Genomic DNA, 23,018 nt, shown 5'->3' with positions numbered 1-23,018 from the left:
GGGCGCGGAATTCCCTTGTCCCCGAGCGCGAAGCGCGAGGGGTTAGGTGAGGGCGCGGATGGCTTCGGGGATGGGGGTGTCGCCGGAGATTAGTTCGAGGGTTTTGCCGTGGGTGTTCTCGGCGGGGAGGAGGTCGGCGAGGACGGTGGCTACGTCGGCTCGGGGGATGGAGCCGTAGGGGGCCGGGGGTGGGGTGAGGGTGATGTGGTGGGTGGGTTCGGTGTCGGTGAGGCGGCCGGGGCGCAGGATGGTCCAGTCGAGGCGGCGGGGGTGAAGGTCGTTCTCGGCCTGGGTTTTCGCGTCGATGTAGGCGGCCCAGACCTCGTCGCGGGACGGGTCGGGGGCCTGGCCCGCGCCCATCGAGGAGATCTGGAGGAAGCGGCGGACACCGGCCTGTTCGGCGGCGCGGGCCAGGCGGATCGAGCCGTCGCGGTCGACGGTGTACTTGCGGGCCACGCCGCTCCCGGCGCCCGCGCCCGCGGCGAAGACGGCCGCGTCGGCGGCGGTGACGGCGGCCAGCACTTCGTCCTCGGCGGCGTGCTCGAGGTCGAGGAGCACCGGCTTCGCGCCCGTCGCCGCGACCTCGGCGGACTGCTCCGTTTTGCGGATCAGGCTGTGTACCTCGTCCCCGCGCCGGGACAGCTCCCCGGCCAGCAGCAGCGCGATCTTGCCGTGTCCACCCGCGATGACGATTCGCATAACAACTGATCGTACCGATCCCCGATTCGCGTCCCGGCATCTCGAACCGGACTCGTCCTGCGCACGAAACAGCGACATCCGGGCGTTCGACCAAGTGACTTTCGTACTCTCGACTGACCTGGTCTGGCGGGTCCGGGGGAAGCTCACAACGGGAGTGGGTCATGCGGTACTGGCGCGTCCTCATCGCAGTGTTATCGATCGTCGCGGGCTCCGCGGTGGCCGCCCAGGCGCAACCGGCACAGCCGGACCCACCCGCGCCCCCCGGCCTCCCCCTGCCCCCGAATCTGTCCCTGCCCGGCCTGCAACAGTGGATCGACGCGGTGATCCCGCCGCCACCGATCCCCGCGCCGCCCGGACCGATGGCCGCGGCGGGCCTCACCCCGGCGCTGACGAATCTCCAAAGTGCCGTCATGCCAAGCGATTCCGGTGATCCGCTGTTCGACACCTGGCCGCCGGATCTGGCCGACCACGCCCCGGGCGACGTCCTCGAGGTCCGCGACGTCACCGCGACGGGCGGCCCGCTGGTGCTGGTCCCGGTGCGGCAGGTGCTGCAACTGAAGTTCCGCACCACCGACGCGCACGACGCGCCCTCGTTCGCGACCGCGTCCCTGGTCGTCCCGGCCGCCCCCTGGCCCGGCCCGGGACCGCGGCCGGTGCTGGTCAACAACCTGCCCATCGACGCGCTCGGCCGCCACTGCACGCCGAGTTACACGCTGGCGCACGGCCTCAACGGCGCCGACAGCGCCACCACCGATTGGATCCCGCCCACCACCCAGCTGGCCGCGCTGCGCGGATACGCGGTGCTGATCCCCGACCACGAGGGCCCGCGCATGGCCTACGCCGAACCCTACGTGGCCGGGCACGCGGTGCTGGATTCCATTCGCGCCCTGCGCAATTGGCTGCCCGACGAATTCGCCGACAGCCGCTTCGTCATGCACGGCTACTCCGGCGGCGCCATCGCCACCCGCGGCGCGGTGGCGCTGCTCGACTCCTATGCCCCGGAGTTGACCCCGGTCGTCGCGGGCGCGGCGCTGGGCGGCGTGCCCGCGGACTACAAGATCCTCGCGCGCAGCATGAACGCCAACCTGGCCTCCGGCGTGTTCCTGGCCGCCACCTTCGGCGTCGCCCGCGAACGCCCGGAGATCCTCGGCATGATGAACAACCTCGGCCGCTGGGCGGCGATCTCCCCGCTGAAGGACACCTGCGCGGGCATCTTCGGCGCGACCGGCGTGCTGATGCTGCCGATCGATATCGCCGCCGACGTCCCCGATCCGCTGCACAGCGACCTGGCCGCCGACATCTACCGCGTCACACGCATGCAGGGCATGAAATCCGCTGTGCCGCTGTATGTCTACAACGGCGAACAGGAGTTCTGGATCCCCGCCGAGGGCGCGCGCACGCTGTTCCGCGAACAGTGCGCCCTCGGGGTGCACGCGGTCTACCGCAGCGTGCCCGGTGAACACATCATCGCCGCCGCGACCGGCTACCCGGACGCGATGAACTGGGTCGATCAGCGGTTGCGGGGCGTGCCCGCCCCGAACGAGTGCTGATCACATGGGGAACAGATTGTGCTTGCGCGGGTTGGGCTTTCGCGAGTCCTTCTCGCGCAACAGGCGCAGCGCCTTGCGGATCTCGAGGCGGGTCCGCGACGGTTCGATGACCGCGTCGATGTAACCGCGCTCGGCGGCGATCCACGGCGTGGCGACGGTGGCGTTGTAGAAGTCGATCATGTTCTGCCGCACCGTCTCCCGCTGTTCGGGCGGGGTCGCGGCGAGCTGGCGGCGGCCGACGATGCCGACCATGCTCTCCGCGCCCATCACCGCGATCCGCGCGGTCGGCCAGGCCAGCGAGATGTCCGCGCCGAGCTGCTTGCAGCCCATCACCGCGTACCCGCCGCCGTAGGCCTTGCGCACGACCACGGTCACGATCGGCACGCTCGCCTCGATCACCGCGCGGAAGAACCGGCCACCGCGCTTGATCACCCCGTTGCGTTCCTCGTCCACGCCCGGCAGCACGCCCGGGGTGTCGACCACGAAGATCAGCGGCAGCCCGAACGCGTCGCAGAGCCGGATGAAATGGGTCGCCTTGTCCGAGCACTGGGCGTCCAGCGCGCCGCCCAGCACCAGCGGCTGATTGGCGACCACGCCGACGCTGCGGCCGTCCACGCGGGCGAAGCCGGTGATGAGGTTCGCGGCCGTCGCCGCACCGATCTCGTGGAACTCGCCGTCGTCGAAGATGCGCAACAGGATGTCGTGCATGTCGTAGCCGGACTTGTCCGAGTCGGGGATGATCGCGTCCAGTTCGCGGTCGTGCGCGGTCACCTCGGGTTCCAGGCCGGGATTGACGATCGGCGGCTGCTCGAGGCAGCTCGACGGCAGATAGCCCAGATACGAACGCACCCAGTCGAACGCCTCCCGCTCGGTGGTGGCGACGTGGTGGATAGTCCCGTTGCGGGCCTGCACCGCCGCCCCGCCCAGCTCCTCGGCCGTGACGTCCTCACCGGTCACCGCCTTGATCACGTCGGGCCCGGTGACGAACATGTAGGACCGGTCGGTGGCGACCAGCACGTCCATGTTGACCGGCCCGTACACCGATCCCGCGGCGCACTTGCCCAGCATCACCGCGACCATCGGCACATAGCCCGACAGCTCCTCCTGACGGCGGCACATCAGCGCGTACCAGGCCAGGGAGGTGACCGCGTCCTGGATGCGGGCGCCGCCGGAGTCGTTGATCGCCACCACCGGGCAGGCGTTCTCGTACGCGAATTCCATTGCGGCCGCGACCTTCCGGCCGAACATCTCGCCGACCGACCCGCCGTAGACGGTCTGATCGTGGGCGATCACCACCACCGGCCGCCCGTCGATGCGCCCGCGCCCGGTGACCACGCCGTCGCCGTAGTAGGCGTCCGGGGTGCCGGGCTGGCGCATGAGCGCGCCGGTCTCCACGAAACTGCCCGGATCCACCAGCATCCGAATCCGTTCGCGGGCACTGGGGATGCCTTTGTCGCGGCGTTTGTCGATTCCGGCCTGTCCGGTCGGTTCCTCCGCCAGTTCGAGGAGCTTGTGCAGTTCCTGCAGCTTTCCTCGCGTGCCCGTCATGCTCGATATGCCTTTCCGCTGTACCGCGGCCGCCGCGCACCCGTTGCGGTGCTCGGCGACCCGTGCTGCACGCTACCGCGCGGATGCGTGCCCGACCACTGATCGTTCGCGGACCGATCGCTGTCACAGAAATTCGCGATCCGGTCTGTTCCGCGTCATCACTACGGCGGGCCGGCGAATTGTGCCGAGCCCTAGCCTTCGGTCCGGCGGGTTGATGAATTGTCATCGGATTCAGCGTGATTCGAGCTCGCGACGTTTTCGTGGCCGTATCGTGATGCGGACGCGGCGCCGGAATTGCGCGGACGGCGCCGCGTTCCGGCGAATACCCGCCGGGAGTTCAGCCGGTGCGTGACCGCAGCGACGCGGCGCGTTTCGGATCAGCGCCTGGTGCACTCCAGGACGCGAATCTGGCAGGGACCGGGCAGAGGAAAGGAGGCGCCGGTTCGGTCGTGCCAGCCACCCCCGGACGGTGCCCCGATACTCGAACCCGCCGTCCGGTCACGCGACGTCGCCCATGACGAAGTCCAACCCCCTTCGTGCGCGATGCGCGTATGCGGTGGTGGACCGCCCGCCGGACGCGTTCTCACCCCTGGCGCCCGGCGGGAATCCGCATCGAGACTCGAAGTCTGGAGAGCGAAGCGATGAGCCCCACCGCACCGGACGTCGTCACCGTCACCCTGGCGACGCGAATGGCCGAGCATTTCCGTTCCGAACGCCCCGGCGCCGAGCCCACCGAACCCGCCGCGGGTGTGCGCGACTGCCTGGCCGCGGCGTTCCAGACGCCCTACGCCCTCAACGGCCGCATGCCCGAACTGGTCGGTCGCGCCGAGTCGTGGGCGCGCGAGGGCATCGACCTGGACACCGTGTTGCGGGCCTACCACGAGGCGATCCGCGGCGGATTCGAACGCGTCGTCGGCGAGTACTCGCCGAGTTCGGCCGAACTGCTGGCCGGGACCGAACAGGTGCTGCGGCTGCTCGAGACCGTCACCATCGCCACCTCGGCCGCCTATCTCGATCAGCACCGGCTCGCCGCGCGGCAGCATCAGACGGCCGCGCAGACCCTGGTGACAGCGCTGTTGAGCGGGCGCGGCAACACCATGCTCGCCCGGCGCACCGGGATCACCGTCGCCGAGACGTATCAGGTTGTGGCGCTGTCGATTCCGCCGCATCCCGACGAGCGCAACCCGCGCATGCACACCGAGGTCGCCGCCCGGCGGAAGCTGCGCCGGTTGCAGAGCGCGCTGGCGTCGGTGCTGGGTTCGCGGGCGCTGTCGCTGTTGTCGACCGACGGGGGCACCATCCTGGTTCCGGTCGACGACGCGCCCTCGGTCACCGGCGGCCTGGCCATGACCGCGGAGACCCTCGACGTCCTCTCCGCCGCCGCCTCGGTCTCGCTCATGGCCACCGTCGTCACCGGCCCCACCGACCGCATCCCCGATCTGGCCGCCGAGGCCGCCGACCTGCTCGACCTGGTCCGGGCCCTCAACCGGCCGCCCGGTCTCTATCACATGGCCGATGTCGCCGTCGAATACCAGATGACCCGCCCCGGCCCCGCCCGCGAACACCTCGCCGCCCTCCTGAACCCCCTCACCCCCCACCCCGAACTCCTCGAAACCCTCCGCGCCTTCCTCGACACCGGCCTCGACCGCAAGGCCACCGCCCACCGAATGCGCGTGCACGCCAACAGCATCGGCCACCGCCTCCGCCGCATCGAACGCCTCACCGGCTTCGACCCCGCCGCCCCCTCCGGCATAGCCCGAGCCAGCCTCGCCCTCCTCGCCCACGACCTCTCCACCACCCCCTGACCCCCCGTACACCACCCCAGCCGCACCCTTTATTCGTATCCGCACCCTCTATATGGCTCTGAAAGGGGTGCGGATCGGAATAAAGGGTGCGGCTGGGTTGGTGGGGCTGGGGTCAGGCGCCGAAGGGGACGGCGAGGAGGGGGTGGAGGAAGTCGGGGGTTACCTCGGCGACTATCGAGACTCCGGCGTCGGTGAAATTGCTTGCGGCGCGGGACATGTGGTCGGCGGAGGTGACGAGGACGGCGTCGGCGGCGCCGAGGGTGCGCATCAGGTCAGCGGAGTTGGCGGCGTTCTCCAGGGTGTCGGTGGCGGCGGGGTCGAGGTGGATGCGGTCGGGGGCGATGCCGCGGGCGATGAGCCAGCCCGCCATGGCGTCGGCCTCGGTGATCCCGGCGCGGGGGTTGCCGCCGGTGACGATGATGGGGGAGCGGGGGGAGAGCAGGGCCTGGACGTATCCGGCCTGGAGGCGGGCGATGAGTTCGTCGCGCATGGTGCCGTCGGGGCGTAAACCGTAGCCCAGCACCACGATCGCGGTCTCGGGGCCGCGGGCGACGGCGACGGGCAGGGCGTCGGCGTGGGCGGGCGGGGCGGGTGTGGGCGCGGCGAACAGCGCACCCGTGAATACCACGGCGCCACAGAACATTCGGACGAGGTTCGCATTGAGAAACATGGATCTCCAAAAGGCCGATGCGCGGCGGGAATACTGCCTTTCGATGATGCGGCACGGAGTCGTGATCGCCTCGTGATTGCCTCTGGGACTGGACAACTCACGGGCGTGCCGACCGGGCACTTGTGATTTCGGAGACCGCCGGAATCGTGCCTCGAATTGCCTTGTATTCCTTTGATTGTGCGCTGTCACCGCGGCTTCGCCGGAATCATCGTGAGATATGAAGGAGATCCCCCGCCCGCTTCCCATACCGTCCGCCGCGGCTTTACCGTAAGGAAGCAATACCGAACAGACCTGAATCCCGGTGGCGGTGACAACACCCTGGCGCTCCCGCCCCCCGACTGCCCGCCCGGCGGCGGACCTCCCCACCCCGCCCGGCGGGCAGTCGCATGTCCGGGGGGCGAGGCCGCACGAGGGTCAGCCGTCTACTGGTTCGAGAGTGCGCCGCCCCATGCCGCGTAGGCACGCCGCTGCGGAGGTCGGCAGGATGATCACTCGCGGGTGATCGTCGGGGTGGGGAACGACGGGGCCGCTCGCCCGGGCGGGAGGGCGAGGGGACGGCCCACTTGCGGCTGCTCAACATCCCGAGTGACAGAGGGGCCACCCGCCCGCCGTCCGCGTGTCGGCAGGGTGGGTCGTAGACTTTTCGTCGTATACCCGTAGGGTGGCGCGACGACATGGCGTTTCGAACGATGAGGACAAGGCGGTCGGAGCGGTGCAGATGAATCTGGCTGGAGCACGGACGGTCGGGGTGGTCGGGCGATGACCGCCGCGGCCGTGGGGACCGAGGAGCAGGCGGCGGACGCGCCGCTACGACCCGCGCTGGAGAAATTCGGGTTCGCGGAGTTCCGGCGCACGGCCGTGATCGGGTCTGTGCTCGGCGGGTCGGTGGTCAAGCGGGTGCTCGCGGGCAATATCGGCCGCCGCAAGCGGCGCCGCGCGGTCGCCGACGGCATGGTCGACGGCTTCGAGGTGCTCGGCCCGATGTTCGTCAAACTCGGCCAGCTCATCGCCTCCTCGCCCGGTGCGTTCCCGCGCGAACTCGCCGACGCCTGCCTGCGCTGCCTCGACGACGTGCCGCCCTTCCCGGCGGTCGACGCCCGCGCGATCATCGAGGCCGATCTCGGCAAGCCGATCGCCGAACTGTTCCGCGAATTCGACGACACCCCGCTCTCGGCGGCCTCGGTCGCCCAGGTGCACGGCTGTGTGCTCGCCGACGGCCGCCCCGCCGTGGTCAAGGTGCAGCGCCCCGACATCGCGCGCCGGATGATCGTGGACCTGCGCGCGGCGCTGCGGCTGGCGCGGCTGATGGAGAAGCGGTCGGAGAACGCGCGGGTCGCCAACGCCGAGGGCGTGGTTCGCGACCTGTACGAGACGACCGTGGCCGAACTGGACTTCCGCAACGAGGCCGACAACCAGACCCGCGCCCGCGCGAATCTGCACGCGTTCGGCGACAACGCCGGAGTCGTTGTGCCCGAGGTCTATTGGGACTACAGCGGCCCGCGCGTGCTGTGCATGGAACGGATGCGCGGCATGCCGCTGGACCGCTTCGACGACATCCGCGCGGTGCACCCCGACCCCGAACTGCTGATCCGCCGCCTGGTCAAGGCGTGGGTGGAAAGCGTTGTGGTGCACGGCCTCTTCCACGGCGACGTGCACGCGGGCAACCTGTGGCTGCTCGAGGACGGCCGCGCGGCCATGCTCGATTTCGGCATCGTCGGCAAGATGACCCCGCAGTGGCGCGAATTCGTGCGCGCGTTGTTCCACGCCAGCGCGATCGACGGCGACTTCCGGCCGGTGGCCCGCGCGCTGCGCGAACTGGATCTGCTCGACGCCGACTCCGGCGACGACGCCACCATCGGCCGCCAGTTGGCGACCGCGCTCGCGCCGGTGCTGTCGGGCAAGCTCGCGCAGCTGGACATGGGCAAGGTCGCGGCGCGGCTGGTCGAATTCGGTAAGCGCCGTGGGGCTTTCGGGCCCGAGCAGCTGATCCTCATGGGCAAGCAGCTCGGCTACTTCGAGCGCTACGCGGTGGCGCTGGCCCCGGGCTGGCGGCTCGGCCAGGATCTGTACCTGTTCCGCAACGTCTTCCCCGACGAGGTCACCGCCAAGGCCGCGGCTACCGGGACCGAATTGCCCACGGACTGAACGGGATTCAGCGGAACCGTTCCCACGCCGACTGGCGGGACATGTTGATCGACGCGCCGATGCGCTCCCAGCTCACATTGCGGGTGCGCAGGTGGGCGATCCATTCGCGCAGATTGTCGTCGACCTGATGCTGGACCGCCACGATCTTCGGCAGGTGGTCCAGGATCTCGTCCTCGGTCATCGACTCCCACATGGGTACGCGCGGCGTCTCCGCGTCGGTGCCGGGCTGATCTTTCAGGATCAGCACGCACAGGTCGACGCACTGATCGCAGATGTGCACGCCGGGCCCCGCGATCAGCTGGGTGACCTCGGGGGCGCGCTTGTGGCAGAAGGAACAGCGGGTGTTCGCGTACCAGGTGTCAGGCATGTCCTGACAGTACGGTGTCAGGGCATGCCTGACAACCCCTAGAGGCTGCGCCCGATGATCAGCTTCATGATCTCGTTGGTGCCGCCGTAGATCTTCTGGATACGAGCGTCGGTGAACGCCCGGGAGATCGGGTATTCGGCCATGTAGCCGTAGCCGCCGAACAGTTGCAGGCATTCGTCGGCGACCTTGCACTGCTGGTCGGTGAGCCACCACTTGGCCTTGGCGGCGGTCGGCACGTCGAGCGCCCCGCGCAGGTGCTTGGCGACGCAGTCGTCGAGGAACGCCCAGGACACCGACTTGATCGTGTCGCATTCGGCGAGTACGAACTGGGTGTTCTGGAAGTTGAAGATCGGCTTGCCGAACGCCTCGCGCTGTTTGGCGTAGTCGACGGTGATCTCCACGGTCTTCTCGATGGCCGCCGCGGCGCTGACGGCGAGGATCAGGCGTTCCTGCGGCAGCTGCTGCATGAGCTGGATGAAGCCGAGGCCCTCGGTGGCGCCGAGCAGGTTGGTGCGGGGGACGCGGATGTCGTCGAAGAACAGTTCGCAGGTGTCCTGGCCGTGCTGGCCGACCTTCTCGAGGTTGCGGCCGCGACGGAAGCCCGCGCGGTCGGTCTCGACGGCGATGAGCGAAACCGTGTCTGCGCCTTTGCCTTCCGCGGTCTTGACCGCGACGAGGACCAGGTCGGCGAGCAGGCCGTTGGAGATGAAGGTCTTGGCGCCGTTGATGACGTACTCGTCGCCGTCGAGGCGGGCGCGGCTGCGGATGCCCTGCAGATCCGAGCCGGTGCCGGGTTCGGTCATGGCGATGGCGGCGACGATCTCGCCGGTGGCCATCTTCGGCAGCCAGGCCCGTTTCTGCTCCTCGGTGCCGTAGGAGTTGATGTAGTGCGCGACGATGGTCGAGTGCACCGGGTTGCCGAGGCTCGGCGCGAAGGCCCGGGTCTGTTCGATGGCCGCGACCGCCTCGTGCGCGAAGGTGCCGCCGCCCCCGCCGTATTCCTCCGGGATGCTCAGGCACAACAGGCCGACCTCGCCGGCCCTGTTCCAGATCTCGCGATCCACGTGGTGCTGACGTCCCCAGCGGTCTTCGTTGGGCGCGCACTGCTTTTCGAAGAATTGGCGCGCCAATTCCGACAGCGCGTCCAGATCCTCGTCCATCCACGGGGAACGGTGCAAAGGCACGGCGGAACTCCTCCTGATCGAATACGTGCTGCCGACGGTATCGACGCCGTCGGCGCGCGCCAATGACCGCTTCGCTCGATTCGTTGACCGGATCGCTCGCCTCGTGTCCCGGCCTACCGGACCTCGCTGGCCCGGCCTACGGGGCCTCGTGGCCCGGTTTACGGGGCCTCGCTGGCCGGTCTACGGGGCCTCGCTGCCCGGACTACCGGGCCTCCGGGGTGGCGGCGGGAGGGCCGAGGGCGCGGTAGGAGCCGGGCGGGCTGCCGGTCCAGCGGCGGAAGGCGCGGGAGAAGGCGCTCGGTTCGGAGAAGCCGAGGCGGCGGGACAGGGCGGCGAGGGTCTCCTCGCCGCGGACCAGGCTCGCGATGGCGGCGTCGCGCAGCACCTGTTCGCGGATGCGGCGCAGCGAGGTGTTCTCCTCGCGGAGGCGGCGGCGCAGGGTCTGCGGGCTCATGGCGAGTTCGGCGGCGATGTCCTCGACACCGGGGTCGCTGCCGTGCGGGGTGCGTTCCAGGATTCGGCGCACCCGGGCGGCGGGGGAGACGGAGTAGTCGCGGCGGGCGAACAGTCCCGAGGGTGCGTCGCGCAGGAACTCGAGCAGGTCGTCCTCGTCGCGGATCAGCGGGCGGTCGAGGGCGGCGACGTCGAGCACGAGGGCCGGGCGGGGAGCCGAGAAGATCACGGGCGCACCGAAGATCTGCTCGTAGTCGTCCAAACCCGAAGGCGGATAAGGCACTTCGACTCGCCGCAACCGCAGCCGTCCCCCCGCGGCCCAGCCCAGGAACCGATGCGCGATCATCAGCATGGTGTCGATGATCACCCCGGCGGGATGTCGAATCTCGCTGATATCGAACGAGATTCGCGCCTCCTCGCCGTCGAGGGTCAATTCCAGCGGCGGAAATCCGGGCAACGACTTCTGGAACCGGATGAACCGCCGCACCGCCGCCCCCACCGTCGGCGCCCCCAGCAATCCGAAGCACACCAGCCGGAACGTGCCGCGCGGCATCGGCCCCAGCCCCAGCCCGAACAACTCGTCATCGGTGACCCGCCACAGGCCCTGCGCCATCCGCACGGCCTGATCCACGGTCACGCGAGCCCGCCCCTGCCGCAACAACTCCGGTGAGATCGCGGCCCCCGCCAACATCGACTCCCCGTCCCACCCCCGCCGCCCCGCCAACTCCACGATCGCCCGCACCCGAGCAATGGGCACCGTGAACCCGGCCTCGATCGACGACACGCGTCGACCGTATCAATGGAGGTCACGGCAGCCGGAGGCGATCATCGGTCGCCGAAGACCTCGGTGGCCGTCTCGGCGGTGATGGCGCGTTCCAGCCAGACGTCGAGCTGGGCAAGGTCGGTGCAGCTGGTGATCCGCTCGCGGTCGGCGGCGGTGAGGTCGATGCCGCGGCGGGTGAGGATTCTCAGGATGCTTCCGGTCAATGCCTCGGCCCTGCCCTCGGCCTTACCTTCGGCCAAGCCTTCGGCCTTCCCTTCGGCCTTACCCTCGGCCAAGCCTTCGGCGCGTGCTTCGGCGCGCACGCGGCGCGCGGTCTCGGAGCGGAAGAACGACGAGTCGACGGGCATCAGTTTTCTCCACAGGTCGGCGGCCGGGGTGGCACCCAGGCCGAGTTCGGTGAGTTCTCGGAAAATGACTCGGTCCTCGTCGCCGGGGTCGAGTCGTTTCAGCACCGTGGCCAGCGTGTTCAGTATGGCACCGATGCGGGGATCCGCGGCGTGGGTGACGGCCGACAGGGTGGCCAGGGGTATGTCGGCGGCCGCCGAGTCCGTGTCGGTCACGATGGGCACGTTGTCCGGGCCGAGGACGAAGGGGAGCACGGTCATGCTGACCCAATCGCCCACCTCGACCCGGATCGGGCGTCTGGCCCACTTGGCGGTGATCGGATCGTGGCACACGATCACGAGGATCACCGGAATGCGGTATTTGGCATGGCAATACGCCACGTAGTACGCCCACGCGGCGGGCTTGTCGAGATCGTCCCGCTGTTGCGCCTCCACCAACAGCAGGAACGACCCCTGGGCGGACTCGATCCGCAGGACCGTGTCCACCCGGCGTTCGACGGGTTTGATCTCGGTGAGGTCGCACGTTTCCAGTACGACCTCCATCGGATCCGGAAACGGCAGACCCAGGGCGCGAAAGGCCCGAGCGAACACCGTCGGATCGTGCTGGAAGATCCGGTGCATCACTTCGTGTCGGGAGCTGACCATGCGGACGAGCATAGCTCGAGTCGAAAGTATGTTCGAATCCCTTCGGCGTGTTGTCGCGTGTCGCGCGCGATCGCCTCCGAGGATCGAATCTCATTGTCCCACAGATCGATTCGCCTCGGCTAACGGGCGTCGGCTGCTGCTCGCCAGCGCCGCACCAGCAGTACGGTCACCCCGATCAGGCCGCCGATCGTGGCGATCATGAGGACCGTCGACAGCCACACCATGGTCGCGATGGGCAGTTGGTAGGCGAGCACCACGCGGACGACGGCCTCGGTCAGCAGGCCCACGCCCCAGAGGATCGTGAGGATCCGCAGGGAGCGGCGCATGGCGGGGCGGGTGCGGTATCGCTCGTCGAAGGCGGCGAGGGCGGTCGGGTTCGACGAGGCGAGGCCGCGGCGGGCGGCCACGTAGATCAGCGGCTTGCCGAGGGCGAGGCTGCCCAGGAAGCCGCAGCCGATGAGGCCGGAGCCGATCGAATCCTTCGCGATCATGAAGCGGTCGTCCCCGGAGATGAAGGTCAGGGCCAAGCCGAGCGCGAAGCCCGCGAGGATCACCCCCGCGAACAGGTCGATCCGCCGCGAGCGCGCGATCTCGATCAGCAGCAGCGTCGCCGACAGTACGGTGCCCGCCAGCAGCGCGACCAGATTGCTCGCGCCGAGCGCGTGCAATACGTAGTACGCGGCCAGCGGCAACCCGACATCGCGGAGCATCTGCCGGGCGAACGCGCGCCGATCCATTCCCGGGGCGGCGGGTGTGGCGGTGGAGGCGGTCATCTCGAATTCCTAACTCCCAGTTTCGGTGTCGCATACCAAGTTATGGCCGCGCGGCCCGCGCCGCCCCGACGGTTCGTCACGACCCGTCCATGACAGATGTCATCCCCGAGTCTGGAGAACTCTCAGTAGATCGCTTAGTATCTAAGCGAACTTGTAAGGGAGAACGATGACGGACAACGACAGAGCGTCCTACACGACCTCGATACTGGAGAGCATCGGCCGCAGGCACGCCACTGCGACCGTGCTGTTCCACCAGGCCCTCGCCGAGAATTTCGCCCTGGCCCCGAGCGATCACAAATGCCTGGACCTGCTGCGCGACCACCCCGGGACCACCGCCAGCCGCCTAGCGGCTCTCACGGGACTGACCACGGGCGCGATCGCGGGGGTGGTGGCGCGCCTGGAACGCGCGGGATACGTACGGCGCGAACCGGATCCGATCGATCGACGCAAACAGACGCTGTTCGTGAACGACGACCGCGCGGCGGAGATCCACCACGCCGTCGAGCCCATGCGCCGCGATCTCGCCGGACTCCTGGATCGCTTCGACGAGCGGCAACTGGCCGCGATCGCCGAATTCCTCACGGAGAGCACCGATATCGCGTACCGCAACGCCGTGCTGCTGCGGCTGTCCGCGGCCGCCGGACGAGGATCCGCGTCATGAGCACCCTGGAGGTGCCGGGCGCGCGCCTGTACTACGAGATGCGCGGCGAAGGTCCGCTGCTGGTGCTCGTGCCCGGCGCGAACGGCGACGCCCACGCGTTCACCGGACTCGCGGAGCGGCTCGCCCGCCACTACACGGTCGTCACCTACGACCGGCGCGGTTTCACCCGCAGCGCCTTGGTCGGCGCGCAGGACTACGCGCGCCGACTCGCCACCGACGCCGACGACGTCCGCGCACTCATCGAAAGTCTCGGCGCCGCACTGGCAATCGTCCTGGGCAGCAGTTCGGGAGCCGTCGTCGCGCTGCGGTTGCTCGTCGATCACCCGTCGGTGGTGCGGACCGTTGTGGCCTTCGAGCCCGCGGCCATGCGATTCCTCCCGGACGGCGGCGGCGACTGGATCGCCTTCTTCGCCGAGCTCTACCGGCGCTACCGGCGCGAGGGCCCCGAACCCGCACTGGCCGCGTTCCGGGAACGCACCTTCCCGCCCATCGACCACGAGGTCATGACGCGCGCCCGCACCACCGACGCGCCCTTCGGACTCGCCAACGTCACCTACTGGTTCGAACGCGAACTGCGCGAATACACCTCCGTGGAGATCGACCCGGAATCGCTGCGCCCCTGGGCCTTTCGGATCATCCCGGCCCTCGGTCGCGCCTGCGCGGGCTACCCGAACCACGGCGTGACGCGGGAGCTGGGCCGACTGTTCGACCGCCCCGTCCTCGAACTGCCCGGCGGCCACGTCGGCTACGTCACCCACACCGCCGAATTCGCCGACACCTTGCTCGCGCGCCTCGCCACGGCAGGGGACATCCGCTAATATAAGTGAAAACTTATGAAGGAGGATGTCATGCCCCTGCTCACCGACCCGGCGGCCATCGCCGGGCTGACCACGCGCGAGGTCCGGACCGGATCGCGGGACGGTGTGCCGACCCGGATCGCGGTCGCGCGGCGCACCTACGCGACCGATCGCGAGGATCTGTGGGACGCGCTCACCGACGCCGAGCGGATCCCGCGCTGGTTCCTGCCGGTGACCGGCGACCTGAAGGTCGGCGGGCATTACCAGCTCGAGGGCCACGCGGGCGGGGTGGTCGAAAGCTGCGATCCGCCAGAACGTTTCGATCTCACCTGGGGGATGGGTGATCAGGTGTCGTGGGTGCGGGTGACGCTCACCGCCGCCGACGCGGGCACGACGCTCGAGCTGGTCCACGAGGCGGTCGTCGACCCGGACATGTGGACTCGATTCGGACCGGGCGCGGTCGGCGTCGGCTGGGATCTGCTGTTCATGGCGCTGGGGTTGTACACGGCCAGCGGGGTCGCGGTGGATCCGGCCGAGGGCCTGGCCTTCCCGACGACGCCGGAGGGTACGGAGTTCGTGCGGGTCGCGGCGCGGGGCTGGGCGGAGGCGGCGGTCGCCGACGGGGACGACGCGGACACCGCCCACGCGGCCGCCGCGCGGACGGTGGAGTTCTACACGATCGAGCCCGAGCAGGGCTGACGGTTCCGATGAACGCCGGTCCGGCCGAGATCTTCCAGGCCCTCGCCGATCCGGTCCGCTGTCACATCCTCGAATTGGTCGCCGGTGACGAGCGGCCCGCGGGAGCGATCGTGGCGGCGGTCCGGCAGCGTGCGGCCATCTCCCAGCCCGCCGTCTCGCAGCATCTGAAGGTGCTGCGCGACGCCGGGCTGGTCCGCGTGCGCGCGGAGGGTACCCGCCGGTTCTACGCGTTGGACCGTACGGGCCTGGACGCGGCCCGAGAATGGTTGGCGCACTTGGTGGATCCGCTCGCCGCCTTCGCGCAGCCGCTGGACGCCCTGGCCACCGAGGTGGCGCGCGGCAAACGCTCACGGCGCGGCGGGAATTCGCAGGAGAGCGGGGGTGATGTGGCGAAGCACGCCTGAGGGAGACTCCCTTCCACTTTCAACATATAGCCGACCCCGGGGCTTGCCGCAAGGCCCCGGGGGTGCCGCACAATGGCTGGCCTGAGGCGTGTGCCTGCGGAAAAGCTGAGATGGAGGGGAATGTCGACTCAGACGTACGACGACGAACTGCGGTCCGAGCAGGAGTACGTGACCGACCTGTACGCGCGGCTGGACGCCGAGCGGGCGCGGGTGCGCGACCAGTATCGGGCGGCCCTGCGGGGGACCGGCGGGTCGCCGATGGAACGCGATGTCGAGGTGCGGACGCTGGCCCGGGAGGCGAAGCGGCTCGACGTGGCCGACAACGGGCTGTGCTTCGGACGGCTGGACGCCGACTCCGGGGAGCGGCGCTACATCGGGCGGATCGGCATCCAGGACGAGGCCGACGACTTCGAACCGCTGCTGCTGGACTGGCGGGCGCCCGCCGCGCGCGCGTTCTACACGGCCACCGCCGCGAATCCGGAGCATATGGCGCGGCGCCGCCAGTTCCTCACCCGGGGCCGCCGGATCGTCGACTTCACCGATGAGGTGCTGGGCCGTCCGGGCGGCGGGGAACGCGGTGACGCGGCCCTGCTCGCGGCCGTCAACGCGCCGCGCGGCGAGGGCATGCGCGACATCGTGGCGACGATCCAGGCCGAACAGGACGAGATCATCCGTCTCGAGCACCCCGGCGTGCTGGTGATCGAGGGCGGTCCGGGCACCGGGAAGACCGTGGTGGCGTTGCACCGCGTCGCGTATCTGCTCTACACCCAGCGCGAGCGGATGGAACGCCACGGGGTGCTCGTGGTCGGGCCGAATCCGGCGTTCCTGCGGCACATTTCGCGGGTGTTGCCGTCCCTGGGCGAGACGAATGTGGTGTTCACGACCACCGGCGATCTGGTACCCGGCCTGCGCGTCACCGCCGAGGACACCCCCGAGGCCGCGCGGCTGAAAGGATCGCTGCGGATACTCGACGTCCTCGCCGCCGCGATCGCCGACCGGCAGCGCGTCCCGACCGAGCCGCTGCCGATCGAACTGGCCGATGTCACGACCCGCGTCGACGCCGAGACCGCGGAGTGGGCACGGGAGGAGGCGCGCGCGAGCGGCCTGCCGCACAACGAGGCGCGCGCGGTGTTCCGCGAGATCCTCACCTACGTGCTGTCCGAGCGCGCGACGAGCCGCATCGGCCGTGGCTGGCTGACCCGCGAGGATCGCGACGCCTGGGCGCAGCTGCGATCCGACGTGCTCACCGAACTCGCCGACAACGAGCAGTTCACCGCCGCCCTCGACGCCCTGTGGCCGATCCTGACCCCGGAAACCCTCCTGGCGCAACTGTTCTCGTCGAAGGAGCGGCTGCGCGCGGCGGGCGCGGACGAGGCGCTGTGGCGGGCCGACGGCGACGCCTGGACGATCTCGGACGTCCCGCTGCTCGACGAACTGGTCGATCTGCTGGGCCGCGACAAACCCGCCGACGACACCGCCGAGCGCGAACGCCGCGCCGAGGCCGAGTACACCGCGGGCGTGCTCGACATCCTGGTCCACCGCGAGGACATGATGGACGACGAGGACCATCTGTTCGCCCACGACATGCTCTACGCCGAGGACCTCGCCGAACGGTTCATCGAACGTGACACCCGCGAACTCGCCGAACGCGCTGCCGCGGACCGGGATTGGACCTATCGGCACGTCGTGGTCGACGAGGCGCAGGAGCTGTCGGAGATGGACTGGCGGGTGCTCATGCGGCGCTGCCCGGGCCGGTCGTTCACCATCGTGGGCGATCTGGCGCAGCGCCGTTCGCCCGCGGGCGCGACGTCGTGGGCGGCGATGCTCGAGCCGTACGTCCCCGGTCGCTGGAAGCACCGCTCGCTGACGGTGAACTATCGCACCCCGGCCGAGATCATGGCCGTCGCGGCGGCGGTGCTCGCCGATTTCGCGCCGGAGGTCCAGCCGCCGGACTCGGTGCGCGCGTGCGGTGTCCGGCCGTGGTCGCGGCGGGTCGACGCGGCCGAATTGCCTTCGGCCATAGCGGAATTCGTGCGCGATGAGGCGGACCGGGAGGGTACGAGCGTGGTGATCGGCCCGGTGGGCGTGCCGGGCACGGTTCCGGCGTCGGCGACCAAGGGACTCGAATTCGACGCGGTGCTGGTGGTGGACCCCGAACGCATCCTCGCCGAGAGTCCGCGCGGGGCGGCCGAACTGTACGTCGCCCTGACCCGCGCCACCCAGCGCCTCGGGGTGCTGCACGAGGGTCCGCTGCCGCCGGTGCTGACCGGTCTCACCGAGTCGACCCCACCGACAGCGCCGCCGGTGGCAGCGGCGGGCGGTCCGGGGCGGCGCGGAACGCCTCGATCATGAGCGCGGCGAACCGTCGCGACGCCGCGATCCGGGCTGCCACGGACTTCGCGCGGATGCCGCGATGGGCCATGAGCACGAGGATCAGATCGTCGGGCAGGAAATCCGGACGCAGGTGACCGGCCCGCTGCGCGCGGCGGGCCACGTCGGCGACCGCGGCCAGGGCGTATTCGCGGTCGGCGGCGAAATCGAGCGCCTTGGGATAGGACGCCATGAACGCGTCGGTGAAACCCTGGTTGTGACAATGCAATTCGCAGAGGTTCTCGATCATCGAGCGGAAGCCGCGCCACGGATCGGTGTCGGCGAGCCCGGCCTCGACGATGGCGCGGCACTGCCGCATCTGATCGGCGAACGCCTCGGTCGCGAGGATCTCCTTGGTGGGGAAGCGCCGGTACAGGGTGGCCGGGCCGACGCCCGCGCGCCGGGCGATCTCGCGCATGGGCACCGCGATGCCCTGCTCGGCGAACAGGTCGCGGGCCGCGGTGAGGATGCGTTCGCGATTGTCGCGGGCGTCGGAGCGCAACGGGTGAGGCAAACGGTCGGGCACCGCTCTCACTTTAGCGAAGTGGACGGGGGCGTCCGTTAGCGTCGGCCGTATGAGGACAGTCGAGATTCGGACGTTCGGTTCTCCCGGTGAACTCGCGGTCGTCGAGCGACCCGACCCGGTGCCCGCGCGCGGCGAGGTCGTGATCGACACCGAGGCCATCGGCGTCGGCGGGGTCGACGCGGTGATCCGGCGCGGGACCATCGGGGGCTACGGATTCGATACGGGACACGTACCCGGAAGCGAGGTGGCCGGGGTGGTGTCGGCGGTCGGCGCGGACGTCGACCGGGCGTGGATCGGCAGGCGGGTGTGGGCGTTCACCGGGACGGGCGGCGGCTACGCCGAGCGGGCGGTGGCGTCGATCGAGCAGGTGCTCGCCCTGCCCGACGAGATCGCCGCCGCCGACGCGGTGACCGTGGGGACGTCCGGGACGGTGGCCGAATTCGGTTTGGCGCGTGCGGGTTTCGCGCCGGGGGAGAAGGTGCTCGTGCGTGGCGCCGCGGGCGGCATCGGGGTGCTGGCCGTGCAGTTGGCGGCGCGCGGCGGGGCGGGGGTGGTGGCGGTGACGACGTCGTCTGCCGAGCGCGGGGCGCGGCTGCGGGCCTTGGGCGCGACCGAGGTACTGGATCGGTCCGGGTCCGGTGCGGAGTCGGGATACGACGTCGTCATCGATCTGGTCGGGGGTTCGGAGCTGCCGTCGTTCCTGGCCCGGCTCGCGCCGAACGGGCGCATGGTCGCGCTCGGGGTCGTCGGCGGATTCCCGCCGCCGGACTTCGGCGCGGCGATCCTCGCGGCGTTCCGGCGGTCGATCTCGTTCGGCACCTTCAGCGCCGACACCGTGCCGACCGCCGATCTGCACGCGGTGCGGATCGAACAGTTCGGCGCGGTGGCGCGCGGCGAGCTGCGGTCGGTGGTGCACGAGGTGCTGCCGTTGGATCGGGCCGCGCTCGCGCACGCGAAGATGGACGCCGGGGAGGTGTTCGGGCGAATCGTGCTGACACCGTAGCCGCGGTCGGGCAGGATGGATTCGACCGAGTGTGTTCCGCGATCCACTTCCGCCACGCAGGAGGACGAGATCCATGGAAATTCTTCGGAAGTATCGGCGTTCGGCCCGTGCCGTGACCGTACTCGGGGCGTTGGGCGCCGCGCTCGCCGTCGCCGCCGGGCCCGCGTTCGCCGCCAACAGCATCGATGTCACCGGCGTCGGTCCGATCAATATCGGGGTGAACTACAGCTGCGACGCCGACGCCGGGGTGGTCGCGGTCAAGGTCATGGTCGGCGATCCGCAGGCGGATCAGCCCTCGGCCACCGGTAGTGAGACCGGCGTCGTGTGCGACGGCCAGCAGCAGTCCACGGTGGTCGTGCTGACCGGGGCCGGCCTCGCGGCGGGCCAGACCGTGCAGGTGCGGGCGGCGCTCGTCGATCGCGACGACACCGTGGTGTCCGGTCAGGCCAAGGTGTTCGAACTGCGTTGACCCACGGTCACCGGCCGCCCAGCCGCACGCGGGCGGCCGGTGCCGCGCCGTGGTAGAAGTGGCGGCCCAGGCCGATCGTGAACACGAGCATCCCGTACACCGAATGTTCGACGGTCGCCGCGAACAACGACCGCGTGCGCAGGTACCGCATCGCGAACAGCCACCCGCCGACCCCGCTGGCCGCCACCGAGAACCAGCTCCCGAAGATGATGTGCACGTACCCGAAGGCCAGCGCGCTCGCCGCCGCGAGCGCCGGGCCCTCCCCGAACACCGGCGCGTACCGGTGGAACAGGAACGACCGATAGATCACCTCCTGCGGATACACGCTCACCGCCGGATACAACAGCATCACCGCCAGCCACAGCAGCGGGCTGCGCCGCGGCAGATCGAACAGATCCGCGCGGCGCAGCACCGCCACCCCCGCGGTCAAGGCCGCGGCGTTCGCCCCCGCCGTGAGCGCCATCGCCCCCGCCTGGGGCCGCAGGGCCTCCGCCCGCCACAACGACTCCCGATCGAAATCCCTCGACCGCCGCAGATACACCGTCGCCCCCGCGGCCAGGGCCAGCAGGGCCGGGATCGGCGGCTTCCCCCGCAACACCGCGTTGTACGCGGTCGTTCCCCCGAAGAACAGCGCCACATACTCCGCGGCCAGATAGGCCCGCCGAAACCGTCGAATCCGCATGGGGCCCACGATAATTCCCCGCGTGTGCCCCCGCAGGGTGGCCGCGGGCCGTCGACCTGGGTGGACGCGCCCTTCCGGCCCGACGGCCGGAGCGCCCCGATCCCTGCGACCGCGCCCGCGCCGGACGGTTCGGTCGACGCCGAACGCGTGCGATTCGTCGACCAGGAAACCGCCGCTGGAGCAATCGGCCGCGTGAGCCGGTCCGCTCGTTAGGCTCGGGGAACGTCGAGCGAGAGGGGTTCGGGTGAGCGGCGGGTCGATGGGGGCGTGGCGGGTGGTGCGGCCGGGGGCGGTCGATGGCGGGCCGATGGAGTGGGGGCGGGTGGAGGTGCCCGAGGTAGGGGTGGGCGAGGTGGGTGTTCGGGTACTGGCGTGCGGGGTGTGCCGGACGGATCTGCATGTGGCGGAAGGGGATTTGGCTGTGCATCGGCCGGGGGTGGTCCCGGGGCACGAGGTGGTGGGGGAGGTTGTCGCGGTGGGGGACGGGGTGGGCGAATTCGCGATCGGGGATCGGGTGGGGATCGCGTGGTTGCGGCATACGTGTGGGGTGTGCAAGTTCTGCCTGCGCGGGGCGGAGAATCTGTGTCCGGAGTCGCGGTACACCGGGTGGGACGCCGACGGCGGCTATGCCGAATTCGCCACGGTGCCAGCGGATTACGCGCATCCGCTGCCCGGCGGGTACACCGATGCCGAACTCGCGCCGTTGCTGTGCGCGGGGATCATCGGATACCGGGCGCTGCGGCGGGCAGCGCTTCCGGCGGGCGGACGGTTGGGGATCTACGGATTCGGCGGCAGCGCGCATCTGGCGGCGCAGGTGGCATTGGCGGAGGGCGCGGAAGTCCATGTGATGACCCGGGATCCGGCCGCCCGCGAACTGTCGCTCGCCTTGGGGGCGGCGTCGGCGCAGGGCGCGGCCGACCCGCCGCCGGTCGAACTGGACGCGGCCATTCTGTTCGCGCCGGTCGGTGATCTCGTGCTCCCCGCCGCGGCGGCGCTGGATCGCGGCGGGGTCCTCTCGATCGCGGGCATCCATCTCAGCGATATCCCGCCGCTGAACTATCAGCGGCACCTGTTCCAGGAACGCGAGATCCGCTCCGTCACCGCCAATACCCGCCGGGACGCCCGCGAATTCCTGGCGTTCGCCGCCGAGCACCGCCTCGAGGTCACCGTCCACCCGTACGCCCTGGACACGGCCGACCGCGCGCTGTCCGACCTTGCGCACGGAAGGTTTGCCGGAGCCGCGGTCCTCGTCCCCTGACACGCCGCGGACACGCCGAGTTTCGCACGCCGAGTTCGGAATTCGCCTCCACTCGACCACGCTCTGCTGCTTTGCTAGGAGAAACGCGAAGTGAGGTGACCGGAGGCCGGTGACATGCATCGGGTAACGCAACAGCAACACGTCCGCGCCGCCTGGCCGTGGACCCTGGGCGCCCTCGTCCTGGCAGCCGTCATCGTCGTCGTCCTCTGGGTTGTCCATCCCCGGTCACCCGCATGTCCTCCCGCACCGACCGCCGCCGGAGACCGGGCCGGTACCGTCGCCGACGCCCGGGCCGGGCGATCGGCATCGGCCGCCGTCGGGCCCGGCCCCTCCGCCTCGATCGCATCGGCCTCGGAACCGAACGGCTCGCCCGCGGCCGATCGCCCCGCCCCCATCGCGACCGCCGCACCCCCTTCGGTGTCCCCCGTGCCCGCCTCCGGCACGACCGCGGCGCCCAATGCACCTGCGCCGCAACCGCTTCCGCTGGTGGAGCGTCGAGATCCGCCGCGCGAGGGACAGGCCCGGTACTACACCTTCGACCGGACCGTCGCGTGCTCGTTCCCCGACCTGCCGATGGACGGCTACTACGTCGGCGTGCCGAGCGACGAATACGCGGGCGGCGCGGCGTGCGGGGAGTACCTCGACATCGAGGGGCCGCTGGGGTCCGTGCGGGCCGTCGTCGTGGACCGCTGCCCCGGCTGTGCGCCGGGACGGTACGACTTGAGTACGGCCGCGTTCACGCGCGTCGCCGATCAGGGCGACGGCGTGGCCCCGATCCGGGTGAGTCGCGTGCACGATCCCGTACCACCCCCGGAGTTGACCTACCGCGTCCAGAACGGATCCTCCGGCGCCTGGCTCGCCCTCGTCTTCGCCGACACCGGAAATCCCTTGAGCCACGTGGAGATCCGCCCGCACACGAGCGGTCCCGACCGCAACCTCACCCGCGGCCCCGACAACTCCTGGGCCGTCTCCGGTGCGGGCCCCGGCCCGTTCACCGCCCTGATCACCGACACCGAGGGCCACCAACTCCGAATCCCGGACATCGTGATCGCCCCCGGCCCGACCCAGCGCACCGGCCTGCGCCTCTACGACCCGACCCCGCCACCACCGCCCACCTCACCGACGACCACCCCGCCACCGGTCCCCGCGCCGACCTCGGCCCTCGCCTCGTGCCCGTGAGGC

22 protein-coding genes are annotated in these 23,018 nt (G+C 70.3%); 12 read left to right on the top strand and 10 right to left on the bottom strand.

The features are described from left to right. Positions 1-42: 42 nt before the first annotated feature. Positions 43-699 carry an NAD(P)H-binding protein gene (locus ACWDSJ_RS31965; RefSeq protein WP_450036356.1) on the bottom strand — a complete coding sequence of 219 codons (657 nt, stop codon included), beginning with the start codon at positions 697-699 and terminating at the stop codon, positions 43-45. A 161-nt stretch (positions 700-860) separates the two neighbouring features. Here ACWDSJ_RS31965 and ACWDSJ_RS31960 point away from each other — a divergent pair, with 161 nt between their 5' ends. Further along, on the top strand, positions 861-2,249 hold the full coding sequence (locus tag ACWDSJ_RS31960) for a lipase family protein (protein WP_450036354.1): 1,389 nt from the start codon (positions 861-863) through the stop codon (positions 2,247-2,249). Here ACWDSJ_RS31960 and ACWDSJ_RS31955 read toward each other — a convergent pair whose 3' ends face one another. Then, positions 2,250-3,797, bottom strand: coding sequence for an acyl-CoA carboxylase subunit beta (locus tag ACWDSJ_RS31955; RefSeq protein WP_450036353.1), 1,548 nt, complete (start codon positions 3,795-3,797; stop codon positions 2,250-2,252). 641 nt (positions 3,798-4,438) lie between these two features. Here ACWDSJ_RS31955 and ACWDSJ_RS31950 point away from each other — a divergent pair. After that, complete coding sequence (locus tag ACWDSJ_RS31950) at positions 4,439-5,602, top strand: PucR family transcriptional regulator (protein WP_450036352.1); 1,164 nt, start codon at positions 4,439-4,441, stop codon at positions 5,600-5,602. A gap of 112 nt (positions 5,603-5,714) precedes the next feature. Here ACWDSJ_RS31950 and ACWDSJ_RS31945 read toward each other — a convergent pair whose 3' ends face one another. Continuing rightward, on the bottom strand, positions 5,715-6,230 hold the full coding sequence (locus ACWDSJ_RS31945) for a YdcF family protein (RefSeq protein ID WP_450036351.1): 516 nt from the start codon (positions 6,228-6,230) through the stop codon (positions 5,715-5,717). A gap of 801 nt (positions 6,231-7,031) precedes the next feature. Between ACWDSJ_RS31945 and ACWDSJ_RS31940 the strand changes: the two genes are divergently transcribed. Continuing rightward, complete coding sequence (locus ACWDSJ_RS31940; protein WP_450036350.1) at positions 7,032-8,417, top strand: ABC1 kinase family protein; 1,386 nt, start codon at positions 7,032-7,034, stop codon at positions 8,415-8,417. 7 nt (positions 8,418-8,424) lie between these two features. On the opposite strand, the gene ACWDSJ_RS31935 is transcribed toward ACWDSJ_RS31940, so the two are convergent. From ACWDSJ_RS31935 to ACWDSJ_RS31915, 5 genes are all read right to left on the bottom strand, one after another. Beyond that, positions 8,425-8,784: a ClpX C4-type zinc finger protein gene (locus ACWDSJ_RS31935; RefSeq protein ID WP_450036349.1), complete on the bottom strand. Its 360-nt coding sequence runs from the start codon at positions 8,782-8,784 to the stop codon at positions 8,425-8,427. A 38-nt stretch (positions 8,785-8,822) separates the two neighbouring features. After that, the gene (locus ACWDSJ_RS31930) at positions 8,823-9,968 is read right to left on the bottom strand and encodes an acyl-CoA dehydrogenase family protein (protein ID WP_450036348.1); all 1,146 of its coding nucleotides are present in this window, start codon (positions 9,966-9,968) and stop codon (positions 8,823-8,825) included. Positions 9,969-10,170: 202 nt separating this feature from the next. Continuing rightward, positions 10,171-11,205, bottom strand: coding sequence for an AraC family transcriptional regulator (locus ACWDSJ_RS31925; RefSeq protein ID WP_450036347.1), 1,035 nt, complete (start codon positions 11,203-11,205; stop codon positions 10,171-10,173). A 41-nt stretch (positions 11,206-11,246) separates the two neighbouring features. Beyond that, entirely contained in the window at positions 11,247-12,194 is a 948-nt protein-coding gene (locus ACWDSJ_RS31920; RefSeq protein WP_450036345.1) for a hypothetical protein, read from the bottom strand. Positions 12,195-12,313: 119 nt separating this feature from the next. Beyond that, positions 12,314-12,967, bottom strand: a complete 654-nt coding sequence (locus tag ACWDSJ_RS31915) for a VC0807 family protein (RefSeq protein WP_450036343.1) — start codon at positions 12,965-12,967, stop codon at positions 12,314-12,316. 166 nt (positions 12,968-13,133) lie between these two features. Between ACWDSJ_RS31915 and ACWDSJ_RS31910 the strand changes: the two genes are divergently transcribed. From ACWDSJ_RS31910 to helR, 5 genes are all read left to right on the top strand, one after another. Continuing rightward, positions 13,134-13,628 carry a MarR family winged helix-turn-helix transcriptional regulator gene (locus tag ACWDSJ_RS31910; protein ID WP_450036341.1) on the top strand — a complete coding sequence of 165 codons (495 nt, stop codon included), beginning with the start codon at positions 13,134-13,136 and terminating at the stop codon, positions 13,626-13,628. Next, the gene (locus ACWDSJ_RS31905) at positions 13,625-14,446 is read left to right on the top strand and encodes an alpha/beta fold hydrolase (protein WP_450036339.1); all 822 of its coding nucleotides are present in this window, start codon (positions 13,625-13,627) and stop codon (positions 14,444-14,446) included. Before ACWDSJ_RS31910 ends, ACWDSJ_RS31905 begins: the two co-directional genes overlap by 4 nt. 30 nt (positions 14,447-14,476) lie before the next feature. Then, on the top strand, positions 14,477-15,124 hold the full coding sequence (locus ACWDSJ_RS31900) for an SRPBCC family protein (RefSeq protein ID WP_450036337.1): 648 nt from the start codon (positions 14,477-14,479) through the stop codon (positions 15,122-15,124). An 8-nt stretch (positions 15,125-15,132) separates the two neighbouring features. Continuing rightward, positions 15,133-15,528 carry an ArsR/SmtB family transcription factor gene (locus ACWDSJ_RS31895; protein ID WP_450036335.1) on the top strand — a complete coding sequence of 132 codons (396 nt, stop codon included), beginning with the start codon at positions 15,133-15,135 and terminating at the stop codon, positions 15,526-15,528. A 120-nt stretch (positions 15,529-15,648) separates the two neighbouring features. Beyond that, positions 15,649-17,880, top strand: a complete 2,232-nt coding sequence (helR, locus tag ACWDSJ_RS31890) for an RNA polymerase recycling motor ATPase HelR (RefSeq protein WP_450036333.1) — start codon at positions 15,649-15,651, stop codon at positions 17,878-17,880. On the opposite strand, the gene ACWDSJ_RS31885 is transcribed toward helR, so the two are convergent. Then, positions 17,801-18,424 carry a TetR/AcrR family transcriptional regulator gene (locus ACWDSJ_RS31885; protein ID WP_450036332.1) on the bottom strand — a complete coding sequence of 208 codons (624 nt, stop codon included), beginning with the start codon at positions 18,422-18,424 and terminating at the stop codon, positions 17,801-17,803. The genes helR and ACWDSJ_RS31885 overlap by 80 nt on opposite strands. 49 nt (positions 18,425-18,473) lie before the next feature. On the opposite strand from ACWDSJ_RS31885, the gene ACWDSJ_RS31880 reads away from it, so the two are divergent. Together ACWDSJ_RS31880 and ACWDSJ_RS31875 are read left to right on the top strand one after the other, a co-directional pair. Beyond that, positions 18,474-19,427 (top strand): zinc-binding dehydrogenase, encoded by a 954-nt coding sequence (locus ACWDSJ_RS31880; RefSeq protein WP_450036330.1) that lies wholly within the window; start codon positions 18,474-18,476, stop codon positions 19,425-19,427. Positions 19,428-19,500: 73 nt separating this feature from the next. After that, on the top strand, positions 19,501-19,896 hold the full coding sequence (locus tag ACWDSJ_RS31875; RefSeq protein ID WP_450036328.1) for a hypothetical protein: 396 nt from the start codon (positions 19,501-19,503) through the stop codon (positions 19,894-19,896). A 7-nt stretch (positions 19,897-19,903) separates the two neighbouring features. Here ACWDSJ_RS31875 and ACWDSJ_RS31870 read toward each other — a convergent pair whose 3' ends face one another. After that, positions 19,904-20,578 (bottom strand): CPBP family intramembrane glutamic endopeptidase, encoded by a 675-nt coding sequence (locus ACWDSJ_RS31870; protein WP_450036327.1) that lies wholly within the window; start codon positions 20,576-20,578, stop codon positions 19,904-19,906. 259 nt (positions 20,579-20,837) lie between these two features. Here ACWDSJ_RS31870 and ACWDSJ_RS31865 point away from each other — a divergent pair, with 259 nt between their 5' ends. Next, on the top strand, positions 20,838-21,836 hold the full coding sequence (locus ACWDSJ_RS31865) for a zinc-binding alcohol dehydrogenase family protein (RefSeq protein WP_450036363.1): 999 nt from the start codon (positions 20,838-20,840) through the stop codon (positions 21,834-21,836). A gap of 486 nt (positions 21,837-22,322) precedes the next feature. Continuing rightward, entirely contained in the window at positions 22,323-23,015 is a 693-nt protein-coding gene (locus ACWDSJ_RS31860) for an expansin EXLX1 family cellulose-binding protein (protein ID WP_450036326.1), read from the top strand. Positions 23,016-23,018: the final 3 nt, after the last annotated feature.

The organism is Nocardia sp. NPDC003482 (assembly GCF_053588115.1).
The sequence above is the reverse complement of the archived record's forward strand: the minus strand, read 5'-3'. Positions and strand labels throughout refer to the sequence as shown.